The sequence below is a fragment of the Arthrobacter sp. BE255 genome (assembly GCF_031457335.1).
GTDB lineage: Bacteria > Actinomycetota > Actinomycetes > Actinomycetales > Micrococcaceae > Arthrobacter.
Genome location: NZ_JAVDWK010000010.1, coordinates 85,376 through 103,411 on the forward strand (window position 1 = coordinate 85,376; position 18,036 = coordinate 103,411).

Here is an 18,036-nt window from a genome sequence, read left to right on the forward strand (position 1 = left end):
AGATGGCGATCCCCGCCACAATCAGGCGCGAACGTACACTTGTGGCCCCGGCCAGGGGCCTCAAGTGTACGTTCGCGCTGTGGTGGTGCGGGCTTTGCTGTTTTCAGGTTCCCTAGGAGCCGGTTTCCGGGCCCGGCTGCTTGCTGCCGGCCGCCAGATAATACGCAGCCGCCTTCTGCAGTTTCCGTTCCTTGCCGAGTTCCTTGGCGACCGCCTTCAGCATGGACGCGGCCTTCGCCTGCTCGGCCGCAATTTCCTGCTGGACCGCTGCCTGCCGGTGGACGGCCGACATCGCCTCGGAGAGCTGCACCTGCTGCTTGGCGAGCAGCTGCTGGGTCTCCAGGATCAGCGGCACCACCTCCGCCGAAGTGGCTTCCGGACCGCGGCCGGTGCCGCTTTCACTGCTGCGCTGCCGCCTCAGTACCTCAACGAACTCCCGGTCTATGTCGTCGACGTCGGCACCCGGCCCGGGTGCCGACGTCGTGCGTTCCGGCGTCGTGCGTTCCGGCGTCGCATGTGCCGTTACCGACGGTGCCGCGCCGGCATCCCCGCTCTCCGTTTCCGGACGGATGTCCACCGTGCGGCGGAGCGGCTTCTCCTTGATGAACAGGACGGACACGAGGGCGACCACGCCGATGATGGCGGAAATCAGGAAGATCTGGGCCGTGGCGTCGCCATAGGCCGCCCGCATGATGTCGCGGATGGGTTCGGGCAGGTCCACCAGGTCCATGCTGGCTCCGGCGCCGTCGCCCTGCACGGGAATGTTGGCGGCGGCCAGCCCTTCGTTGGCGAGCTGCGTGACCCGGGAGCCCAGCACGGCGCCGAGGACCGACACGCCGATGGCGCCGCCGACGGAGCGGAAGAACGCAACCGAGGCGCTGGCGGTGCCGATGTCCGTGGCCTTGACCGTGTTCTGGACGGCGAGGACCAGGTTCTGCATCACCATGCCCAGGCCGAGGCCGAGGATCGCGGTGTAGACGCCGGTCAGCCACAGCTCGGTGGTGTGGTCCACGGTCCCGGCGAGGCCGAGGCCGGCGATCAGCAGGATGGAGCCGCCCACGAGGTAGCGCTTCCATTTCCCGGTGCGGCTGATCAGCTGGCCTGACACGACGGAGCCGACGAGGTTGCCGGCGATCATGGGCAGGGTCAGCAGGCCGGCTTCCGTTGGGGTGGCGCCGCGGGCCACCTGGAAGTACTGGCCCAGGAAGGTCGACGAGCCGAACATTGCTACGCCCACCGCCACCGACGCCAGGATGGCCAGCGCGGTGGTCCGCTCGGAGATGATCTTCAGCGGAATGATGGGCTGCTCCACCTTGGACTCCACCAGCACGAGAAGTGCCAGCAGCAGGATGCCGCCGCCCACCATCAGGCCTGACTGCCAGGACCACCAGTCGTAGTAGTCCGGGTTGCCCGCGAAGGACACCCAGATCAGGAGCAGGCTGACGCCGGAGGTCAGGAGGATGGAGCCGAGCCAGTCGATCTTGGCCGGGCGTTTGACGTGCGGGATCTTGAGCGTGATCTGGAGCAGGATAAGTGCGACGACGGCGAGCGGCACGCAGACGAAGAACGTCCAGCGCCAGCCGAGCGGGCTGTCCACGATGAAGCCGCCCAGCAAGGGGCCGCCGGCGGTGCCCACGGCCATCACGCCGCCCATGTAGCCCGAGTACTTGCCGCGGTCCCGGGGCGGGATCATGGAGCCGATGATGGCCTGCGCCAGCGCGGTCAGGCCGCCCATGGCCACGCCCTGGATCACGCGGGCGGTCAGCAGCAGCGGGATGGTCTCGGACAGGCCGGCCATGACGGAGCCGGCAACAAACACCACAATGCTGAGCTGGACCAGCAGCTTTTTGTCGAACAGGTCAGCGAGTTTGCCCCAGATCGGGGTGGTGGCGGCGTTGGCCAGCAGGGCCGCCGTGATCACCCAGGCAAAGTCCGTCTGGGTGCCCTTGAGCTCGGACATGATGGTGGGAAGCGCGTTCGCCACGATGGTGCTGCTCAGGATGGCGGTGAAGAAAGCGGCCAGGAGTCCGGTCAGCGCTTCCATGATCTGGCGGTGCGACATCGCGGGCTGCGGTTCCGGGGCTGATCCGGAACGTGGCAGCACCGGCGGGCTGGGCGGCTGTTCCGGCTGGCTGGATAATGATGCGGGGGCGGCGGCGTGGCTGGCCATAGATCTGCTCCTAAGGGTTCGTTGTGGTGGGTCCGGCCGCCTTTGCCCGGGCTGAATGTTTCAGGGATTCGGTGAGTTTCCGTAGGGTCTTTGCCGTGTCCTCGGCATCCTCCTGGCTCCATTCACGGAGGTAGTCCTGCAGCGCCGCCGTGCGCTGTTCCTCGATGTGGCGGAGCTTCTCCGCGCCTTCGGCCGTCAGCGCAACCAACTGGGCGCGGCCGTCGTCGGGATCCTGCCGCCGGGTGACGTACCCCTGCTCCTCCAGTTCCGCGATGTGGCGGCTGAGGACCGGGGCGCTGACGCCGAGCCGTTCGGCGAGCCGCGTGGCGCGGGTTTCCCCCTCCCCCACGAACCGGAGCACGCCCTGCAGCGCAACCCCTGTTTCCTGTCCGCGAAGGCTGGCTGCCGCGACGCATCGCACCGCGCGCTGGAGGTCGAAGATCTGGTAGACGAGGTCTGCCGCCGTATCCGGCGCAACTGACATGGCTCTGGACGCTCCTTGATTGTTTGCCTGAAGCAACTATATACCTAAAAGGTTGCTTTGGGAAACTAATATCGCGAAGGTGCCTTAACCCACAAAGCGCGAACGTACAGATGAGGCCCCAGATCCTCGCGGAAATGGGGCCTCAACTGTACGTTCGCGCCGAGCGGGTGGTCAGTCGTCCAGGTGGGTGGGGCCGAACATCTTGAGCAGGGTTTCGACGACGACGACGTTGGGGCCGTCGGCGGCGAAGCCCGCCTTGAGCGCGTCCCCGACGTCCTCGGGGGCCACCCGGGTGGCCGGCACACCGAAGGCTTCGGCGAGTTTGACGAAGTCCGGGCGGGCGAGCTCGGTGGCGGTGGCCTTGCCGAAGGCGCCGACCATGTATTCGCGCAGGATGCCGTAGCCGCCGTCGTCCACAATCAGCCAGGTGACCGGAATGTTGTGCTGCTTGGCCGTGGCGAGTTCGGAGATGGAGTACATGGACGAACCGTCACCGGACACGGCGAGCACGCGGCCGGGCTTGCCCACTGTTTCCAGCCCGACGGCGCCGCCGATCGCAGCGGGGAAGCCGTAGCCGAGGCCGCCGGCGCCCTGGGCGGAGTGGAACTGGCCCTGCCGCGCGTCCCAGCAGCTCCAGCCCCAGTAGGCGGAGATGGTCATGTCCCAGAAGGTCTGCATGTCGGCCGGGACGGCTTCGCGGATGTCGGCCATGAACTTCAGTTCCTTGGCCAGGTCCTGGGATTCGAGCCGGGCCCTGACCTTGGCGAGGGCTTCCTTCACCACGGCCTCGGGGCTGACACCGTGCCAACTGGTTTCGCCAGGCTCCACCACCAGGGCTTCGTCGAGGGCTGCGAGCGCCTGGCCGGCGTCGGCGCGGATGCCCAGGCCGGGGCGGTTGGATTCGAGCACGCGCGGTTCGGCGTCGATCTGGATGATCCGGCCGCGGGGTTCGAAGGTGAAGTAGTTGGACGTGACTTCGCCGAGGGACGAGCCGATGACGATCAGGACGTCCGCGTCCTCCAGGACGTCGGTCATGTGGCGGTCCTCGATCCACGACTGCAGCGACAGCTCATGGTTCCAGGGGAAGGCTCCGTTGCCGCCCGGTGTGCAGATCACCGGCGCCCGCAGCTTCTCGGCAATGGAAAGCAGGGACTTCTCGGCCCGGCCCCGGCGGGTACCGCCGCCGGCGATGATGGCGGGACGTTCCGCCGTCGACAGCCACTTCACCGCTTCCCGGACGAGTTCCACGCGGGGCGGGTTGTCCGCCGCCTCGGCGAGTGCGTCCTCCACCGGGGGGACCATGATGGGATCGAGCAGGACGTTCTGCGGGATTTCGAGCCAGACCGGCCCTTGCGGGGACGAGATGGCCTCGGTCCAGGCGTCCTGGATGGCGGAAGGGATGCCGGAGGCGTGCTGGATCAGGCGCTGGCTCTTGGTGACGTTCGCGGCCGAGGCCTTCTGGTCATCGAGCTGGTGGAGCATGCCCTTGCGGCGGGCACCGAGTCCCTCGAGCGGGATCTGGCTGGCCACCACCACCATGGGCACACCCGTGGCGTACGCCTCCTGCAGCCCGGCGAGCGACGTCAGCGCGCCCGGCCCGGTGGACAGGAACAGCACACCCACTTCGCCGGTGGCACGTGAATACCCGTCCGCGGCGAAGGCGCTGTTGTTCTCCACGCGGGAGGAGACGAAGTGCAGGTTGCCCCGGCCCATGGCATCAAACAGGCCCAGCGCGTGCTGGCCGGGGATGCCAAAGACCGTTTTGGCGCCCAACGCCTCGAGGGTCTCGACGACGAGGTCCCCGCCGTTGCGCACGTCAGTGCCCTTCGTCGGGGCTGCTGTGCCGGGATCGAAATCGATCACTGTGACTACTCCTTGATTCCGGCTGCGAAACCGGCGGGCTGGCGGACTTCCTGGCCGAGGGCCTGGGCGGCGTAACCGTTGGCTGCCCCGAAGCGGTCACCCTCAACTGCATTGTCCGCCATCAGTGTGACCAGTTCATAGGCCACGTGGCTGGCGGCCACGCCGGTGATTTCGGCGTGGTCGTAGGCGGGGGCGACCTCCACGATGTCGGCGCCCACCAGGTTCATGCCGCGGAAGCCACGGATGATCTCCAGGAGCTCGCGGCTGGTGATGCCGCCGGCCTCGGGGGTTCCGGTTCCCGGGGCGTGCGCGGGGTCCAGGACGTCGATGTCCACGGAGATGTACAGCGGCCGGTTGCCGATCCGGTCGCGGACCTTGGCCACGGTTTCCAGGACGCCCTGGTAGTAGACGTCGGCGGAGGTGACAATGCCGAACCCGAAGCGGTGGTCGTCGTCGAGGTCCTTTTTGCCGTAGAGCGGGCCGCGGGTGCCGATGTGGCTGATCGCCTCGGTGTCCAGGATGCCTTCTTCAACAGCCCGGCGGAACGGGGTGCCGTGCGTGTACTCGGCGCCGAAGTAGGTGTCCCAGGTGTCCAGGTGGGCGTCGAAGTGCAGCATGGCGATGGGGCCGCCGGCGCGTTCGGCCGCGGCGCGCAGCAGTGGCAGGGCGATGGTGTGGTCGCCGCCGAGGGTCACCAGTTTGCTGCCGGCCGAGGTCAGGTCCAGGGCGTTCTGCTGGATGGTTTCGATGGCTTCATTGATGTTGAACGGGTTGACCGCCATGTCCCCGGCATCAGCGACCTGGATGTTTTCGAACGGGCTGACGTCCCAGGCCGGGTTGTACGGGCGGAGCAGGCGGCTGGCCTCGCGGATGTGGTTGGAGCCGAAACGGGCACCCGGGCGGTAGGACACGCCGGAGTCGAAGGGCACGCCCACCACGGTCACGTCAGCCTTGGCCACCTGGTCCAGGCGCGGCAGGCGGGCATAGGTGGCGGCGCCCGCGTAACGCGGGATGCGGGATGAATCGATGGGGCCAAGGTTGCCGTTGGCTTCGATGCGCAGCTCTTTCACAGTGAGCCTCTCCTTCGAGGATTGATCGGCGGGTGTGACAGCCATCATACCCCGAAGTTTCCTAATGCGCATCAAGTGTTTACAAGCAGCTCCGCGCGCGCCAGCGCTGCCGAGCGCTCGGCCAGCTGGCGCGAACGCTCCCGCCCGGTTACTGCGGCCCAATCCCCCCCCCCCCCCCCCCGAATCGGCGGCAGGCCGCGGCAATTCAAGGGACGCCACAGGGAGCCGGGCCACAAACCGGGCAGGAACGCACGGCAAATGCCGTGCGCTGCACACATAGGGCTTATTTCCCCTTCCGGATCCGGCACTTACAGCCTGCAATGGGCTCCATGGATATCTTCGAACACCTTGTGCGGGCCGGCGGAGCTGCCCGGACCGCCCAGCTCCGCGGTGCAGGCTACTCCAGAAGGGACATTCGGCGCCTGACGGAACTCGGGGCCACACAACCCCGGCGGGGAGTCTTCCTCGCACCTGGTGGCGACAGGGACCTCGCCGCGGCCATCCACCACAACGGCCGGCTGACCTGCGCCAGCGCCGCTGCCCGCTACGGCCTATGGCTCCGGGACCCGCCGACCCGGCTGCACCTGGCCTGCAACCACGGTCATGGCGACGGTTTCATCCGGCACCGGACCCTGCGCTTCGAGGGTCACCCGGAACTGCCGCTGGCCGCCGTTGAAGACGTGGCCCTGCACGCACTCGGGTGCCTTGAGCCGCCGTCGTCCACGGCCATCGCGACATCGGCGATCCGGCTGTACGGCGTTCCGCTGGAACTGCTTCGGGCAGAGCTGCACGGGGACCGGTCCGGTCCCGTTCGGCGGGCGCTGCAGGAGCTTGACCTTCGGGCGGAATCGATCGTGGAAGTCGATGCGCAGCATCTCTTCCGAAGCAACGGCATCGGGTTCGAGGCGCAAGTGCTCCTGCCCGGAATCGGCCGGGTGGATTTCCTGCTGGCGGGTTTCCTGATCGTGGAAATCGACGGGTTCGCATTCCACTCAAAGCGCGCAGACATGCTCAAGGACAGGCAGCGGAACAACGCCTCGACGGTCAACGGCTACGCCGTCCTCCGCTATATGCCCGAGCACATCTGGTTCAACCCGGAGCAGGTGTTGGCGGAAATCAGGGCCGTGCTCGCGGCCAGGGCCGGCTCGGCCGGGTAACGCGTGCGTTCCTGCCCGGTTACTGCGGCCCAATCCTCCCCGAATCGGCGGCAGGCCGCGGCAATTCAAGGGACGCCACAGGGGGCCGAGCCACAAACCGGGCAGGAACGCACACGCAACAAACGCAGAAGGAAGAAAGGCCTACCGGCTGGCGGCGGGGACCAGCACCCAGAGGACCTCGACGGCCTTATCGGTGGGGTTGACCCAGGTGTGGGGTTCGCGGCCGGGGAACGTGACAGTGTCCCCGGTGTTGAGCTCGTATTCCTCATTGGTGAGGATCAGCCGGATGCTGCCCTTGATAACGTGCAGCACATCGACGTCGCAGTCCACGGCGTAGAGCTCGGACTCGCCGCGGCCATGGGGTTCGATGACGGCCTGGATGATCTGGATCCGGCGTTCCGAGCGCGCAGTCAGCAGCCGCTCCACGATCCCTTCGCCGCCCAGCGAGATCCGGGGCCCGTCATTGCGCTTGGTCAGGTGCGTTTCCGGAGCTGCGAACAGGTCTCCGATGGAAATGGACAGGACCTGGCACAGGGTCACCAGCGAAGCGACGGAAGGCGACGTCAGGTCCCGCTCCACGCGGCTGAGGAATCCCTTGGTCAGCCCCGTGGCGTCGGCAACCTGCTCGATGGTGAGCCGCTGGGACTGCCGGGCGGCACGGATTCGGGATCCGATGGCAACCGGAACGTTGCTCGGCTCTACTGGCAGTGCCTTCATTGTGCAGACCTTTCATGGCCGGCAACCCGGCCCCATCTCTGGAGCAATACTAATGGCCACTCCCCCATGTGACGCCGCCGCGGCAGCAGCGGGACGGACGTGGCGGCGGGCCCTTGACTGTTACCACGGTCACAGCATACGCTTTTAGGCAACAAGTGTTGCCTCCCATGCAATATCCGGGAAGGCAGTATCCGAGGATTCTCCTCATCCCCACCTCGTAAGAGCAGCGGAACACCGGCTCCCCAGCAACCTCCGGGTTCCAGCAACGCTGCACCTCAGCTCCAAGGAGCCCCAACATGGACGCTAACTTCGTCAACATCGCCATTGTGGTGGTGTACCTCATCGCAATGCTTGCTTTCGGCTGGTGGGGCAAGTCCCGCACCAAGAACAACAGCGATTTCCTCGTGGCCGGACGCCGCCTGGGCCCCTTCCTCTACACAGGCACCATGGCCGCCGTCGTCCTGGGCGGTGCCTCCACCGTCGGCGGCGTTGGCCTCGGCTACAAGTTCGGCATCTCCGGCATGTGGCTGGTGGTGGCCATCGGCGCCGGCGTGCTGCTGCTGAGCCTCCTCTTCGCCGGCACCATCCAGAAGCTGAAGATCTACACGGTCTCCCAGATGCTCACCCTTCGCTATGGCAGCAAGGCTACGCAGACCTCGGGCATCGTCATGCTCGCGTACACCCTGATGCTGTGCGCGACGTCCACCAGCGCCTACGCCACCATCTTCGTGGTCCTGTTCGGCTGGGACCGCTGGCTCGCCATCGCCATCGGCGGAGCCATCGTCCTGGTCTACTCCACCATCGGCGGCATGTGGTCCATCACCCTCGCGGACCAGGTGCAGTTCGTCATCAAGACCGTGGGCATCTTCGCCCTGATGCTTCCCTTCACGCTCAACGCGGCAGGCGGCCTCGACGGCATCCGCAGCAGGGTTGATGAGAGCTTCTTCCAGATGGACGGCATCGGCGTGCAGACCATCATCACCTACTTCGTGGTCTACACCCTGGGCCTGCTCATCGGCCAGGACATCTGGCAGCGCGTTTTCACCGCCAAGACCCCCGGCGTCGCACGCTGGGGCGGCGCCACCGCAGGCGTCTACTGCATCCTCTACGGCGTGGCCGGCGCCCTGATCGGCATGGCCGCCAGCGTGGCCCTGTCCGGCATCGACATCGCGGCCAAGGACGACGTCTACGCCGAGGTTGCCCAGACGATCCTCCCGGTGGGCATCGGCGGCCTGGTGCTCGCCGCAGCCGTCGCCGCCATGATGTCCACTGCATCCGGCGCCCTGATCGCCGCAGCCACCGTGGCCCGCGCCGACGTCCTGCCGTTTGTCGCCAGCTGGTTCGGAAAGGACATCAACACCGACGACACCGACAACCCCGAGCACGACGTCAAGGCCAACCGCATGTGGGTCCTGGCCCTCGGCATCGTGGCCATCCTGATCGCGATCATCACCAAGGACGTCGTGGCAGCCCTCACCATCGCCTACGACATCCTCGTGGGCGGACTCCTGGTCGCCATCCTCGGCGGCCTGGTGTGGAAGCGCGGCACCGGCATCGCAGCCGCAGCCTCCATGGCAGTGGGCTCGGTGGTCACCCTCGGCACCATGATCGTGCTGGAAATCAACGCCAAGGCCCCGCTGGACGGCGTCTTCGCCAACGAGCCGATCTACTACGGCCTCATCACCTCAGCAGTGGTGTACGTGGCCGTCTCGCTGCTCACCAGGCCCACGGATCCGCAGGTCATGCGGAACTGGGTGCGGCGCGTAGCCGGCCAGGACAACGAGGAAGCTCCGGTGGGCGCCACCGCGCAGTAGATCCCGGCAGGCACGGATCACCGTAAATCACGACGGCGGCACCTCCTTTCGCCCATCAGCGAACCGGAGGTGCCGCCGTCGTCCGTCCTACTCCGTTTCGCGGAATTCGTCGGGATCCAGCGGCACTACGCGCTCCTCGGCGTCGACCACTGCGCGAACCGGCGGGACTACCGCTTCTTCAGCGTCCAGGAACTCGTCCTCGGCATCCCAGTCGTTTTCGTCAACCGGGGCATCCTCGGCGTAGTCGTAGGCGGGATCGGCTTCTACGGCATCAAGGTGCGGCATGTCCGGGTGCTGTCCGGTGGTGTTCATTGTGCAACCTCCGATTGTTTGCCACTGACGTGCTCTTTCGGCTGGGCGCTGGCGGACGCCACACTTTCATCACAGCACCGCCGGGAGTCGGGGTCAAGGGTCCGCGGGCCGGCCCGCAGGGGGCGTCCGGAACCGGCAATATTAAGGGAACCCGAAACTCTGCAGTGAGGTTTGCCAGCCGAAAATCCGCGGGATTCCGCGGTAAGCTGGTCGTTGCAATGGGGCCGAACCATGCCCTATCAAGCTCAGGAGCCTCCGTGTCTCAGCACGCCAGTCCCGGCCAGCACCGCGCCGCCCGGTCAGAATCCAACCCCGCACTCCAGCCGCCCAACCCCGAGCCCACGTCCGCGGATATCCGCCGCTGGCGCCAGTACCTGGCCGACGAACGCGCCGAGGCCGCCGTCTACCGGGACCTCGCACAGAGCCGGCAAGGCGAAGAACGCGAGATCCTGTTGGCCCTGGCTGAAGCGGAGGGACGGCACGAGGCCCACTGGCTCCGCCTCCTGGGTGAGCACGCCGACAAATCCCGCCAGGCGTCGCTGCGCAGCCAGCTGCTGGGCTTCCTGGCCCGCCACTTCGGCTCCGTCTTTGTCCTTGCCCTGGCCCAGCGCGCCGAGGGCCGCTCCCCCTATGCCAAGGACCCTTCCGCCACGCCGGCAATGGCCGCTGACGAACAGATCCATGAGGAAGTTGTCCGCGGCCTGGCGACCCGGGGCCGGAACCGGCTGGCCGGAACATTCCGTGCCGCCGTGTTCGGGGCCAACGACGGCCTGGTCAGCAACCTGTCGCTGGTCATGGGCATGGCAGCGTCCGGCGTGGCCAGCAGCGTGGTCCTCCTGAGCGGCATTGCAGGCCTCCTGGCCGGTGCGCTGTCCATGGGTGCCGGTGAGTTCGTCTCCGTCCGCTCGCAGCGTGAACTCCTCGCGGCCACAAGGCCCACCCAGGTCACCCTTGCTGCCGCGCCCAAGCTGGATATCGAACACAATGAGCTGCTGCTCGTGTACCTGGCGCGGGGCATGTCCCACGAAGCTGCCGAGCACCGTGTGGCAGAACGCATGGGCCTGCTCTCCTGCGACTGCGATCCCAGCCTTTCCCTGCAGCCCGAACTCCCCGAAGCGGAGGACCAGCACGAAGCTGTGGGGACGGCCTGGGGCGCTTCACTGTCCAGCTTCTGCTTCTTTGCCTCCGGCGCGATCGTGCCCATCCTTCCCTTCCTGTTCGGCATGACTGGCGTGGCCGCGCTGGTGGTGGCCGGCGTCCTGGTGGGTCTGGCCCTGCTGATGACAGGCGGCGTCGTTGGCCTGCTGTCCGGCACCTCGCCGCTGACGCGGGGCCTGCGCCAGCTGGCCATCGGGCTGGGCGCCGCGGCCGTGACGTATGTGCTGGGCCTGGCCTTCGGCACCGTGGTGGGTTAGTGGACAACCTTCCCCGGGACCGCCCGCCAGGCAGCGGACGGCGTTCTGCGGGGCGTTCCCTGCGGAACATCCTGCTGGGGATTACCGCCGGCACTACCGTGCTTGTGGTCGGCGGCGTGCTTTACGGCGGCTCGCGCTTTGGGGAACTGCTGGATATCCGCCTCGGTCCCGGGGCCGTCCAACCCGGGGAAACCGGAGGCGTCCGGCCTGCCGCCGAGGGCCGGCCCTCGGCCCCGCCGCCCGGTCTCGAGGAGGCCGACGAGCCCCTGGGGACGCCGGAGGCGCCGCAGTACGCCAGCGATTCCTACCGGTTCCTGGCCACAAACGACGACGGCACGCCTGTTGGGTATTCCCCCTGCCGCCCGCTGCACTACGTCGTGAACGCGGACCTGGTCCCCGCCGGCGCGCAGGACCTCATCCCCGAGGCGATCGACACCATCTCCCAGGCCACCGGGATCCGGTTCATTTACGACGGCGCCACCGCCGAACAGCCCTCCGCTCAGCGTGCTCCCTACCAGCCGGATTCGTACGGCGACCGCTGGGCGCCGCTGCTGGTCTCCTGGACCACTCCCGAGGTGGCCCCGCAGCTCAAGGGCAAGGTGATCGGCACCGGCGGAAGCACGCACTTCAGCTACGACGCCGGTCCCAAGACCTTCGTCACCGGCAGCCTTGAGCTGGACTCCCCTCAGATCGCCGAAGAACTGGAGCAGCCGGACGGCAAACTGTACGCCACGGCCGTCATCCTGCACGAACTTGGCCACGTGATGGGGCTCGAACACGTGGATGACCACCGGCAGCTGATGTATCCGGAGATCGGCACCCCGGAAGGCCTCGCGGCCGGCGACCTCAACGGCCTCTACGAACTGGCCGGCGCACTGTGCCGGAAGGACCTGTAGGCGACCGCAACAGCAGTTGGGCTTGAGCTACCCGCCGATCACGGCGAGCGCCTCCTCAACGGTGTCCACCAGGAAGATCCTGTCCTCCATCGGCCGTCCCGCCGCGAGCCGCTGGAGCATGGGCCAGGCCGGATACTCCTGCTGCCAGTACCGGCTGCCCACCAGGACCATCGGAGTGACCGCTTCGCGGGCGCTGTAATAGTTTTCGCACGCGTCCTGGAACATCTCCTGCACTGTCCCGGCCGCCCCCGGCAGGAAGAGAATGCCGCCGTTGCAGACTTCCAGCAGGATCGCCTCGCGTACTGCGTTGGCAAAGTATTTGGCGATGTGCGTGGCAAAGTAGTTCGGCGGCTCGTGCCCATAGAACCAGGTGGGGATTCCCAGCGACGGCGTTCCGTCGGGAAAAAGGTCGACGACGGCGGCCGCCGCCCGCGCCCACGCGGACACGGAGGGGCGGAAGCCGGGGACGGCCCCCAGTGAAGCCAGCACGGCCTGGAAGTCCAGCTCGGGAACGCGGCTGAGGTAGGCACCGAGGTTGGCGGCCTCCATGGCACCGGGACCTCCGCCGGTGGCCACCATCCGCCCGCTGCCGGCCAGCACGCGGCCCAACGCAGCAGCCTGGGCGAACTCCGGCGTGCCGCGCTGGGCGTTGTGCCCTCCCATCACGCCCACCACTGTGGGTCCCGCGCCGGCGTCGGAGCGGACCAGTTCGTCCAGGGCGTCTCCGATGGCGTGGTCATGCAGGGCCGAGGCAAGCGTGGCGTCCAGCCGGTGCCGTTGCCCGGGGCGGATGCTCCACTGGTAAACGAGGGCATCAGGCAGTTCCTCGTATGGGGAATGGTCCAGGCCGGCGTAAAGCTCCTGCGGCGTATACAGCCTGGCCCGGTAGGGATCGAAGGGCACACCTTCAAGCTTGGGGAAGATCAGCGCGCCGCGGCGCCGCAGGCCGTCTTCAACACCAGGGTCGAACGTGCAGCCGAGGAAGATGGCACCTTCAACGTCGAGGCTCTCCAGCGCTGCGGTCCGGCCGCGCAGATCCAGTGACTGGGCGTGCCACCCGTGCATGGCCACGGCGCCGGCCGCCACCAGCCTGTCGAAACTGGCCAGGCTCTCGACTTCAAGGGTCCGCGGGCTGGGGCGGACACCGCCGGAGGGGTTCACGCCGTGTCCCTAGCGCTCACGGCACACCAGGTATCGGTTATTCATCGGCCCAGCCTACTGCCGCCGCCTGGCATAGGCCGGGCGTTGGCCGGGCGTTGGCCGGACCGCAGGTCCTTGGCGGCCCGAAAACGGCCTGCTATTATCGTCACAAAGGCAGTATGTCCTATCAAGCGAACATAGGCTGACATTCGCGGTTCCGGCAGAACCGGCATCCGCGGACCACAAGGGAGCGCTCAATGGCGAATCAACTAAACCTCAGCATCGACCGATCTTCGCCGGTGCCCCTCTACCACCAGGTGGTGCAGGGCATTGAGTCGGCCATCCACACCGGGCTCCTCCCTCCCGGCAGCCGGCTGGATAACGAGATCGACCTGGCCGCCCAGCTCAACCTGTCCCGGCCCACCATGCGCAAGGCGATGGATGAGCTGGTGCGCTCCGGCCTGCTGGTGCGCAAGCGCGGCGTGGGAACCCAGGTGGTTTCCAGCCAGGTACGCAGGCCGCTGGAACTCTCCAGCCTGTTCGATGACCTCAGCAACAACGGAAGCAAGCCCACCACCGATGTCCTCAGTTTCTCCCACATCGAAGCCGACGAGGCCACCCGCGAAGCTCTCCAGCTGCCCGCAGGCGCCAAGGTGTACCACTTCACCCGGCTGCGCAAGGTGGGCGGCAAGCCGCTGGCCCTGATGGAGAACTGGGTGCGCGACGACATCACCTCCATCGACGAAGCCCAGCTCAGCGCGCAGGGCCTGTACGGCATCCTGCGCAACGGCGGCGTGAACTTCCGGCTTGCCTCGCAGCGCATCGGGGCCATGGTGGCCAACGACTACCAGGCTCCGCTGCTGGAGACCGAACCAGGTTCGGCGCTGGTGACCATGGAACGTACCGCCGTGGACGACACCGGCCGCAACGTGGAAACCGGGCACCACGTCTACCGCGCCGACTCCTACAGTTTCGAAATGACCCTCGTCCAGCGATAACGCCGGACCCAACAGCGCTTCGCGCTACCACCCTGCCAGCGCTGGATGCTGCAATCACGCCACTGCTGTGCCCTTAAAAGAAAGTGCAAAATCCATGGCCAACTGGGTATATCCGCTGGGTTCCGCCGCCGACGGCAGCTGGGACGTGTCCCTGGGAACGTCCGACTCGGCACTGACTGTGGACGGCTGGGCCCACACAGGGCTGAAGGTCGCGACGCTCGAGGCCGGTGCCGCCGTCGAACTTCCCGCCGCGGGCGAGGAGCGCATTGTGGTTCCGCTGAGCGGATCCTTCACTGCCGCCGTCGACGGTGAGGCCTTCCGGCTCGCCGGCAGGGCCAGCGTCTTCAACGGGCCCAGCGACGTGCTCTACACGGGAACGGGAAAAAGCCTCACCATCAGCTCGGCCGACGGCGGCAGGGTCGCCATTGCGACCGCCCCAGCGAAGACTTCCTACCCCACCCGGCTGGTGACCGCCGCGGAAACCCCGGTGGAGCTCCGCGGGGCCGGCAACTGCTCCCGCCAGGTGCACAACTTCGGCACCCCTGCCGCCCTGGAGGCAGACCGCTTCATCGTCTGCGAGGTCATCACACCGGCTGGCAACTGGTCCTCCTACCCGCCGCACAAGCACGATGAGGAGAAGGACGGCGAGACCAGCCTCGAGGAGATCTACTACTTCGAGACCCGGGTTGCGCCCGGCGTACCGGTTGCAGAAGGCGCAGGCGTGCGCGGCGACGCCATCGGCTACCAGCGCGTCTACGCCTCGGATGAGCGGCCCATCGATGTCTCTGCGGAGGTCCGCACGGGCGACGTTGTCCTGGTCCCGTACGGCTGGCACGGGCCCGCGATGGCCGCCCCGGGCTATGACCTCTACTACCTGAACGTCATGGCCGGCCCCGGCCCGGTCCGCGACTGGCTCATCAGCGATGACCCGCACCACGGCTGGATCCGGCAGACCTGGGACGGCCAGGACGTGGACCCGCGGCTACCGTTCGGAGCCTAGGCAAACAGCGAAGCCCCTCACCGCATGCGGTGAGGGGCTTCGCTGTGTCTGTGGCAGCAAGGAAACCTCGCTAGCTCGCCACTTTCAGGGCCACGCGGACCGGGACGCCCGTGGCAAGGGACTCCTGGGCGGCGTCCGCCACCCGGGACGCCGCTACCGCGTCCTCCGGTGTGCACGGATTCCCGCGCCGGCCCAGGATCAACTCCACGAAGGCTTCCATCTCGGAGCGGTACGCAGCATCGAACCTTTCGGCGAAGGTCAGGTGCGGCTCCCCCGAGGGGAACCCGATGCCGGCTTCGGCCGAGGCCACGGCGGTTTTGTCGTCCAGCCCCACCATCAGCGACCGGCGGGACCCCTGGATTTCCAGGCGGACGTCGTGGCCTGCCCCGTTGTAACGGGTCGCGGAGACAGTACCGACAGTCCCGTCGTCGAACGTCACCAGCGCCAGGGCGGTATCCACGTCCCCTGCCGCACCGATGGCCGGGTCCCCGTTGTTGGAGCCCTTCGCGTACACCTCGACGATCTCCCGGCCGGTCAGCCAGCGGAGGATGTCGAAATCGTGGACGGAGCAGTCCCGGAACAGGCCGCCGGAGCTGGCCAGGAACTCCACCGGCGGCGGCGCCATGTCGCACGTGACCGCGCGCAGCGAGTGGATCCAGCCGAGCTCCCCGGCCTGGTAGGCCCGCCGGGCCTCCAGGTAGCCGGCGTCGAAGCGGCGCTGGTGGCCGATCTGCACCACGCCCTGACGGTCCCGGATGTACTCCAGCACCGGCAGGGCGTCCGCCACGTCCAAAGCCACCGGCTTTTCGCAGAAGACCGGGATTCCGGCGTCGACGCCTGCCTTGATCAGCTCAGGGTGCGTGCCCGTGCCGGTCGCAATCACCAGCCCGTCCAGCCCGGAGGCCAGCAGGGCTTCCACCGACGGAATGAATTCCGCCCCCAGGCCGGCCGCGACGTTCCTGGCGTGCTCTTCGGCGACGTCGGTCAGCCGGAGCCGGACGTTGATGCCTTCCGCGTTGAGTATCCCGTTGAGGGCGGCGATGTTGTTGGCGTGCATCACTCCGATCCGCCCCACCCCCACGAGCCCCAGGATGACGTCCTTCATCGTTTCTCCTCCGCATAGACGGTGAAGGCCGCGCGGAAGGCGTCCAGGGCTGCGTCGCTGTCGTCGCTGGCCCAGGCTTCCATGCCCACGGTTCCCTCGTACCCGGCCTCCGCGAGCGCCTTGGCGACGGCCGCGTAGTTGATTTCCCCGGTCCCCGGTTCGCACCGGCCCGGGACGTCGGCCACCTGGATCTCCCCGATGTAGGGCAGGGCCGTCCGCACCAGCTCAATGAGGTTACCCTCCCCCAACTGCGCGTGGTACAAGTCCAGCATCAGCTTGGCGTGGGGATGGCCCGCGGCCTCCACCAGGGCCAGCGTGTCCTTGGCGCGTGCCAGCGGGATGCCGGGGTGGTCAAGGACAGTGTTGAGGTTCTCCAGGCAGAACGTGACGCCGTGTTTTTCGCCCAGCTTGCCGAGCCGTTCCAGGGTCCGTGCACCCGTGCTCCACATGCGGCCGGTGGTGCGGTACACGGGGCGTGCTGCGTGGCCGTCGATCAGTTCGGCCGGGTGCACCACCATGCGGCTGACCCCGAGTTCCAGTGCGGTGGGGATCAGCGTTTCGGCGGTGCGCACCACATCATCGGCGGTTTCGGGGTCCACCAGGCTGCCTGAGGTGTAGCCCGTCATGGAGGAAAACACCGCCCCTGTGGCCTTGAGCGCACCGATGTCCTTGGTCCGCGAGTCCCAGAGCTCGACGTCGAAGCCGGACTCGTGGATCCGGCGCACCCGTTCCACAAACGGAAGGTCCGTGAAGACCATCTCCGCGCAGACTGCCAGGCGCATCAGACGGCTGCCGTCTCGTTGACCGCAACCGGGGCGCCGCGCTGGACAGATTCGATGCACGCCAGTGCCATGGCCAGCGCACGGCGGGCATCGGCGGCACCGGGGGTGGTGGTAAAGCCGGACGACGACGGCGGCATGCCGTCGCGCCGCGCACGCACCGAACCGGCGAAGTCGGCGAGTTCGTCCGTGTAGGCCTGGCGGAACAGTTCAACGTTGAGCCGCGGGGTGTCGGCGGACAGTCCATCGGCCGTATAGCGGCGCGCGGCCGTTTCCGTGGCGCGGCCGGCCTGGACCATGCCTTTGGAGCCGAAGACTTCGCCGCGGATGTCATACCCGTACAGGGCGCTGAAGTTTGCCTCCGCCACGGCCACTGCGCCGTTGCTGTAGCGGATGGTTACCACTGCGGTGTCCAGGAACCCCGCGTCACGCAGGGAGGGCTCCACAAGCGCGTCCGCCACGGCGTAGACCTCCACGGGCTCGGCGCCTTCGTTGAACCAGTTGAGGGTGTCGAAGTCGTGGATCAGTGTCTCCAGGAAGATGGTCCACGCCGGGACCCTGGCCGCGTTCGGGAGGCTTCCGGTCCCGGGGTCGCGGGTCAGGGAGCGCAGGAGTTGCGGTGTCCCGGCGATGCCTGCGGCGAGGTCCTTCTTGGCGGCCTGGAAGTCGTCGGCGTACCGCCTGTTGAAGCCGACCTGGAAATGCACGCCGGCCTCTTCCACCGCGGCGAGGGCGGCGTCGAGTTCGTCGAGCCCCTGCCCGGCGGGCTTCTCGCAGAAGACATGCTTGCCCGCGGCAGCAGCCTCGGCGATCAGCGACGAATGGAACCGTGCCGGGCTGGCGATGATGACGGCGTCGATTTCGGGATCGGCCAGGATGTCCGCGGCGTCGGCCGTGACCTTTGCGGTGCCCAGCGATTGGGCAAGGGCCTGGGCGGATTCCACATTGGGGTCGGCGATGGCCGCCAGGATAGCGCCGGGGACGCGGCGGGCGATGCTTTCGGCATGGAACGCCCCCATCCAGCCGGAGCCGATGAGCCCGACTTTCACGGGTGCGGAGAGTCCTGCGGAGTGCTGTTCGATGTAGGCCATTGGCCGGTCCTTTCGATTGTCAAAA

Annotated in this window: 16 protein-coding genes; 6 read left to right on the forward strand and 10 right to left on the reverse strand. The window is 67.5% G+C overall.

The genetic code is table 11. The features are described 5' to 3' along the window. Window positions 1–112 precede the first annotated feature (112 nt). From J2X42_RS16575 to speB, 4 genes are all read right to left on the reverse strand, one after another. The gene (locus J2X42_RS16575; RefSeq protein ID WP_310167044.1) at window positions 113–2,062 is read right to left on the reverse strand and encodes an MDR family MFS transporter; all 1,950 of its coding nucleotides are present in this window, start codon (window positions 2,060–2,062) and stop codon (window positions 113–115) included. A gap of 118 nt (window positions 2,063–2,180) precedes the next feature. After that, window positions 2,181–2,654: a MarR family transcriptional regulator gene (locus tag J2X42_RS16580; RefSeq protein WP_310166906.1), complete on the reverse strand. Its 474-nt coding sequence runs from the start codon at window positions 2,652–2,654 to the stop codon at window positions 2,181–2,183. 171 nt (window positions 2,655–2,825) lie between these two features. After that, a complete protein-coding gene (locus tag J2X42_RS16585) occupies window positions 2,826–4,517 on the reverse strand; it encodes a thiamine pyrophosphate-binding protein (RefSeq protein WP_310166907.1) in 1,692 nt (563 codons plus the stop codon). Between the two features lie 5 nt (window positions 4,518–4,522). Beyond that, window positions 4,523–5,587: an agmatinase gene (gene speB, locus J2X42_RS16590; RefSeq protein WP_310166908.1), complete on the reverse strand. Its 1,065-nt coding sequence runs from the start codon at window positions 5,585–5,587 to the stop codon at window positions 4,523–4,525. A 329-nt stretch (window positions 5,588–5,916) separates the two neighbouring features. Between speB and J2X42_RS16595 the strand changes: the two genes are divergently transcribed. Further along, complete coding sequence (locus tag J2X42_RS16595; protein ID WP_310166910.1) at window positions 5,917–6,744, forward strand: type IV toxin-antitoxin system AbiEi family antitoxin domain-containing protein; 828 nt, start codon at window positions 5,917–5,919, stop codon at window positions 6,742–6,744. A gap of 141 nt (window positions 6,745–6,885) precedes the next feature. On the opposite strand, the gene J2X42_RS16600 is transcribed toward J2X42_RS16595, so the two are convergent. Next, on the reverse strand, window positions 6,886–7,461 hold the full coding sequence (locus J2X42_RS16600; protein ID WP_310166912.1) for a cupin domain-containing protein: 576 nt from the start codon (window positions 7,459–7,461) through the stop codon (window positions 6,886–6,888). Between the two features lie 296 nt (window positions 7,462–7,757). On the opposite strand from J2X42_RS16600, the gene J2X42_RS16605 reads away from it, so the two are divergent. Further along, the gene (locus J2X42_RS16605) at window positions 7,758–9,275 is read left to right on the forward strand and encodes a sodium:solute symporter (RefSeq protein ID WP_310166914.1); all 1,518 of its coding nucleotides are present in this window, start codon (window positions 7,758–7,760) and stop codon (window positions 9,273–9,275) included. A gap of 87 nt (window positions 9,276–9,362) precedes the next feature. On the opposite strand, the gene J2X42_RS16610 is transcribed toward J2X42_RS16605, so the two are convergent. Next, on the reverse strand, window positions 9,363–9,587 hold the full coding sequence (locus J2X42_RS16610; RefSeq protein ID WP_310166916.1) for a hypothetical protein: 225 nt from the start codon (window positions 9,585–9,587) through the stop codon (window positions 9,363–9,365). Window positions 9,588–9,844: 257 nt separating this feature from the next. Here J2X42_RS16610 and J2X42_RS16615 point away from each other — a divergent pair, with 257 nt between their 5' ends. Beyond that, complete coding sequence (locus J2X42_RS16615; RefSeq protein ID WP_310166918.1) at window positions 9,845–11,002, forward strand: VIT1/CCC1 transporter family protein; 1,158 nt, start codon at window positions 9,845–9,847, stop codon at window positions 11,000–11,002. Then, entirely contained in the window at window positions 11,002–11,898 is an 897-nt protein-coding gene (locus J2X42_RS16620; protein WP_310166919.1) for a matrixin family metalloprotease, read from the forward strand. Before J2X42_RS16615 ends, J2X42_RS16620 begins: the two co-directional genes overlap by 1 nt. Window positions 11,899–11,925: 27 nt before the next feature. Here the strand turns inward: J2X42_RS16620 and J2X42_RS16625 are convergent, their stop codons facing one another. Next, window positions 11,926–13,059 (reverse strand): Rossmann fold nucleotide-binding protein, encoded by a 1,134-nt coding sequence (locus J2X42_RS16625; RefSeq protein WP_310166920.1) that lies wholly within the window; start codon window positions 13,057–13,059, stop codon window positions 11,926–11,928. A 236-nt stretch (window positions 13,060–13,295) separates the two neighbouring features. Between J2X42_RS16625 and J2X42_RS16630 the strand changes: the two genes are divergently transcribed. Next, window positions 13,296–14,036 carry a GntR family transcriptional regulator gene (locus J2X42_RS16630; protein WP_310166922.1) on the forward strand — a complete coding sequence of 247 codons (741 nt, stop codon included), beginning with the start codon at window positions 13,296–13,298 and terminating at the stop codon, window positions 14,034–14,036. Between the two features lie 94 nt (window positions 14,037–14,130). Next, window positions 14,131–15,036: a 5-deoxy-glucuronate isomerase gene (gene iolB / locus J2X42_RS16635; RefSeq protein WP_310166924.1), complete on the forward strand. Its 906-nt coding sequence runs from the start codon at window positions 14,131–14,133 to the stop codon at window positions 15,034–15,036. 70 nt (window positions 15,037–15,106) lie between these two features. Here iolB and J2X42_RS16640 read toward each other — a convergent pair whose 3' ends face one another. From J2X42_RS16640 to J2X42_RS16650, 3 genes are read right to left on the reverse strand one after another with little or no spacing between them, the layout of a single operon-like run. Continuing rightward, on the reverse strand, window positions 15,107–16,141 hold the full coding sequence (locus J2X42_RS16640) for a Gfo/Idh/MocA family oxidoreductase (protein ID WP_310166926.1): 1,035 nt from the start codon (window positions 16,139–16,141) through the stop codon (window positions 15,107–15,109). Next, window positions 16,138–16,923 carry a TIM barrel protein gene (locus J2X42_RS16645; protein ID WP_310166927.1) on the reverse strand — a complete coding sequence of 262 codons (786 nt, stop codon included), beginning with the start codon at window positions 16,921–16,923 and terminating at the stop codon, window positions 16,138–16,140. The genes J2X42_RS16640 and J2X42_RS16645 overlap by 4 nt, the downstream gene beginning before the upstream one ends. After that, window positions 16,923–18,011 (reverse strand): Gfo/Idh/MocA family oxidoreductase, encoded by a 1,089-nt coding sequence (locus tag J2X42_RS16650; protein ID WP_310166928.1) that lies wholly within the window; start codon window positions 18,009–18,011, stop codon window positions 16,923–16,925. Before J2X42_RS16650 ends, J2X42_RS16645 begins: the two co-directional genes overlap by 1 nt. Window positions 18,012–18,036: the final 25 nt, after the last annotated feature.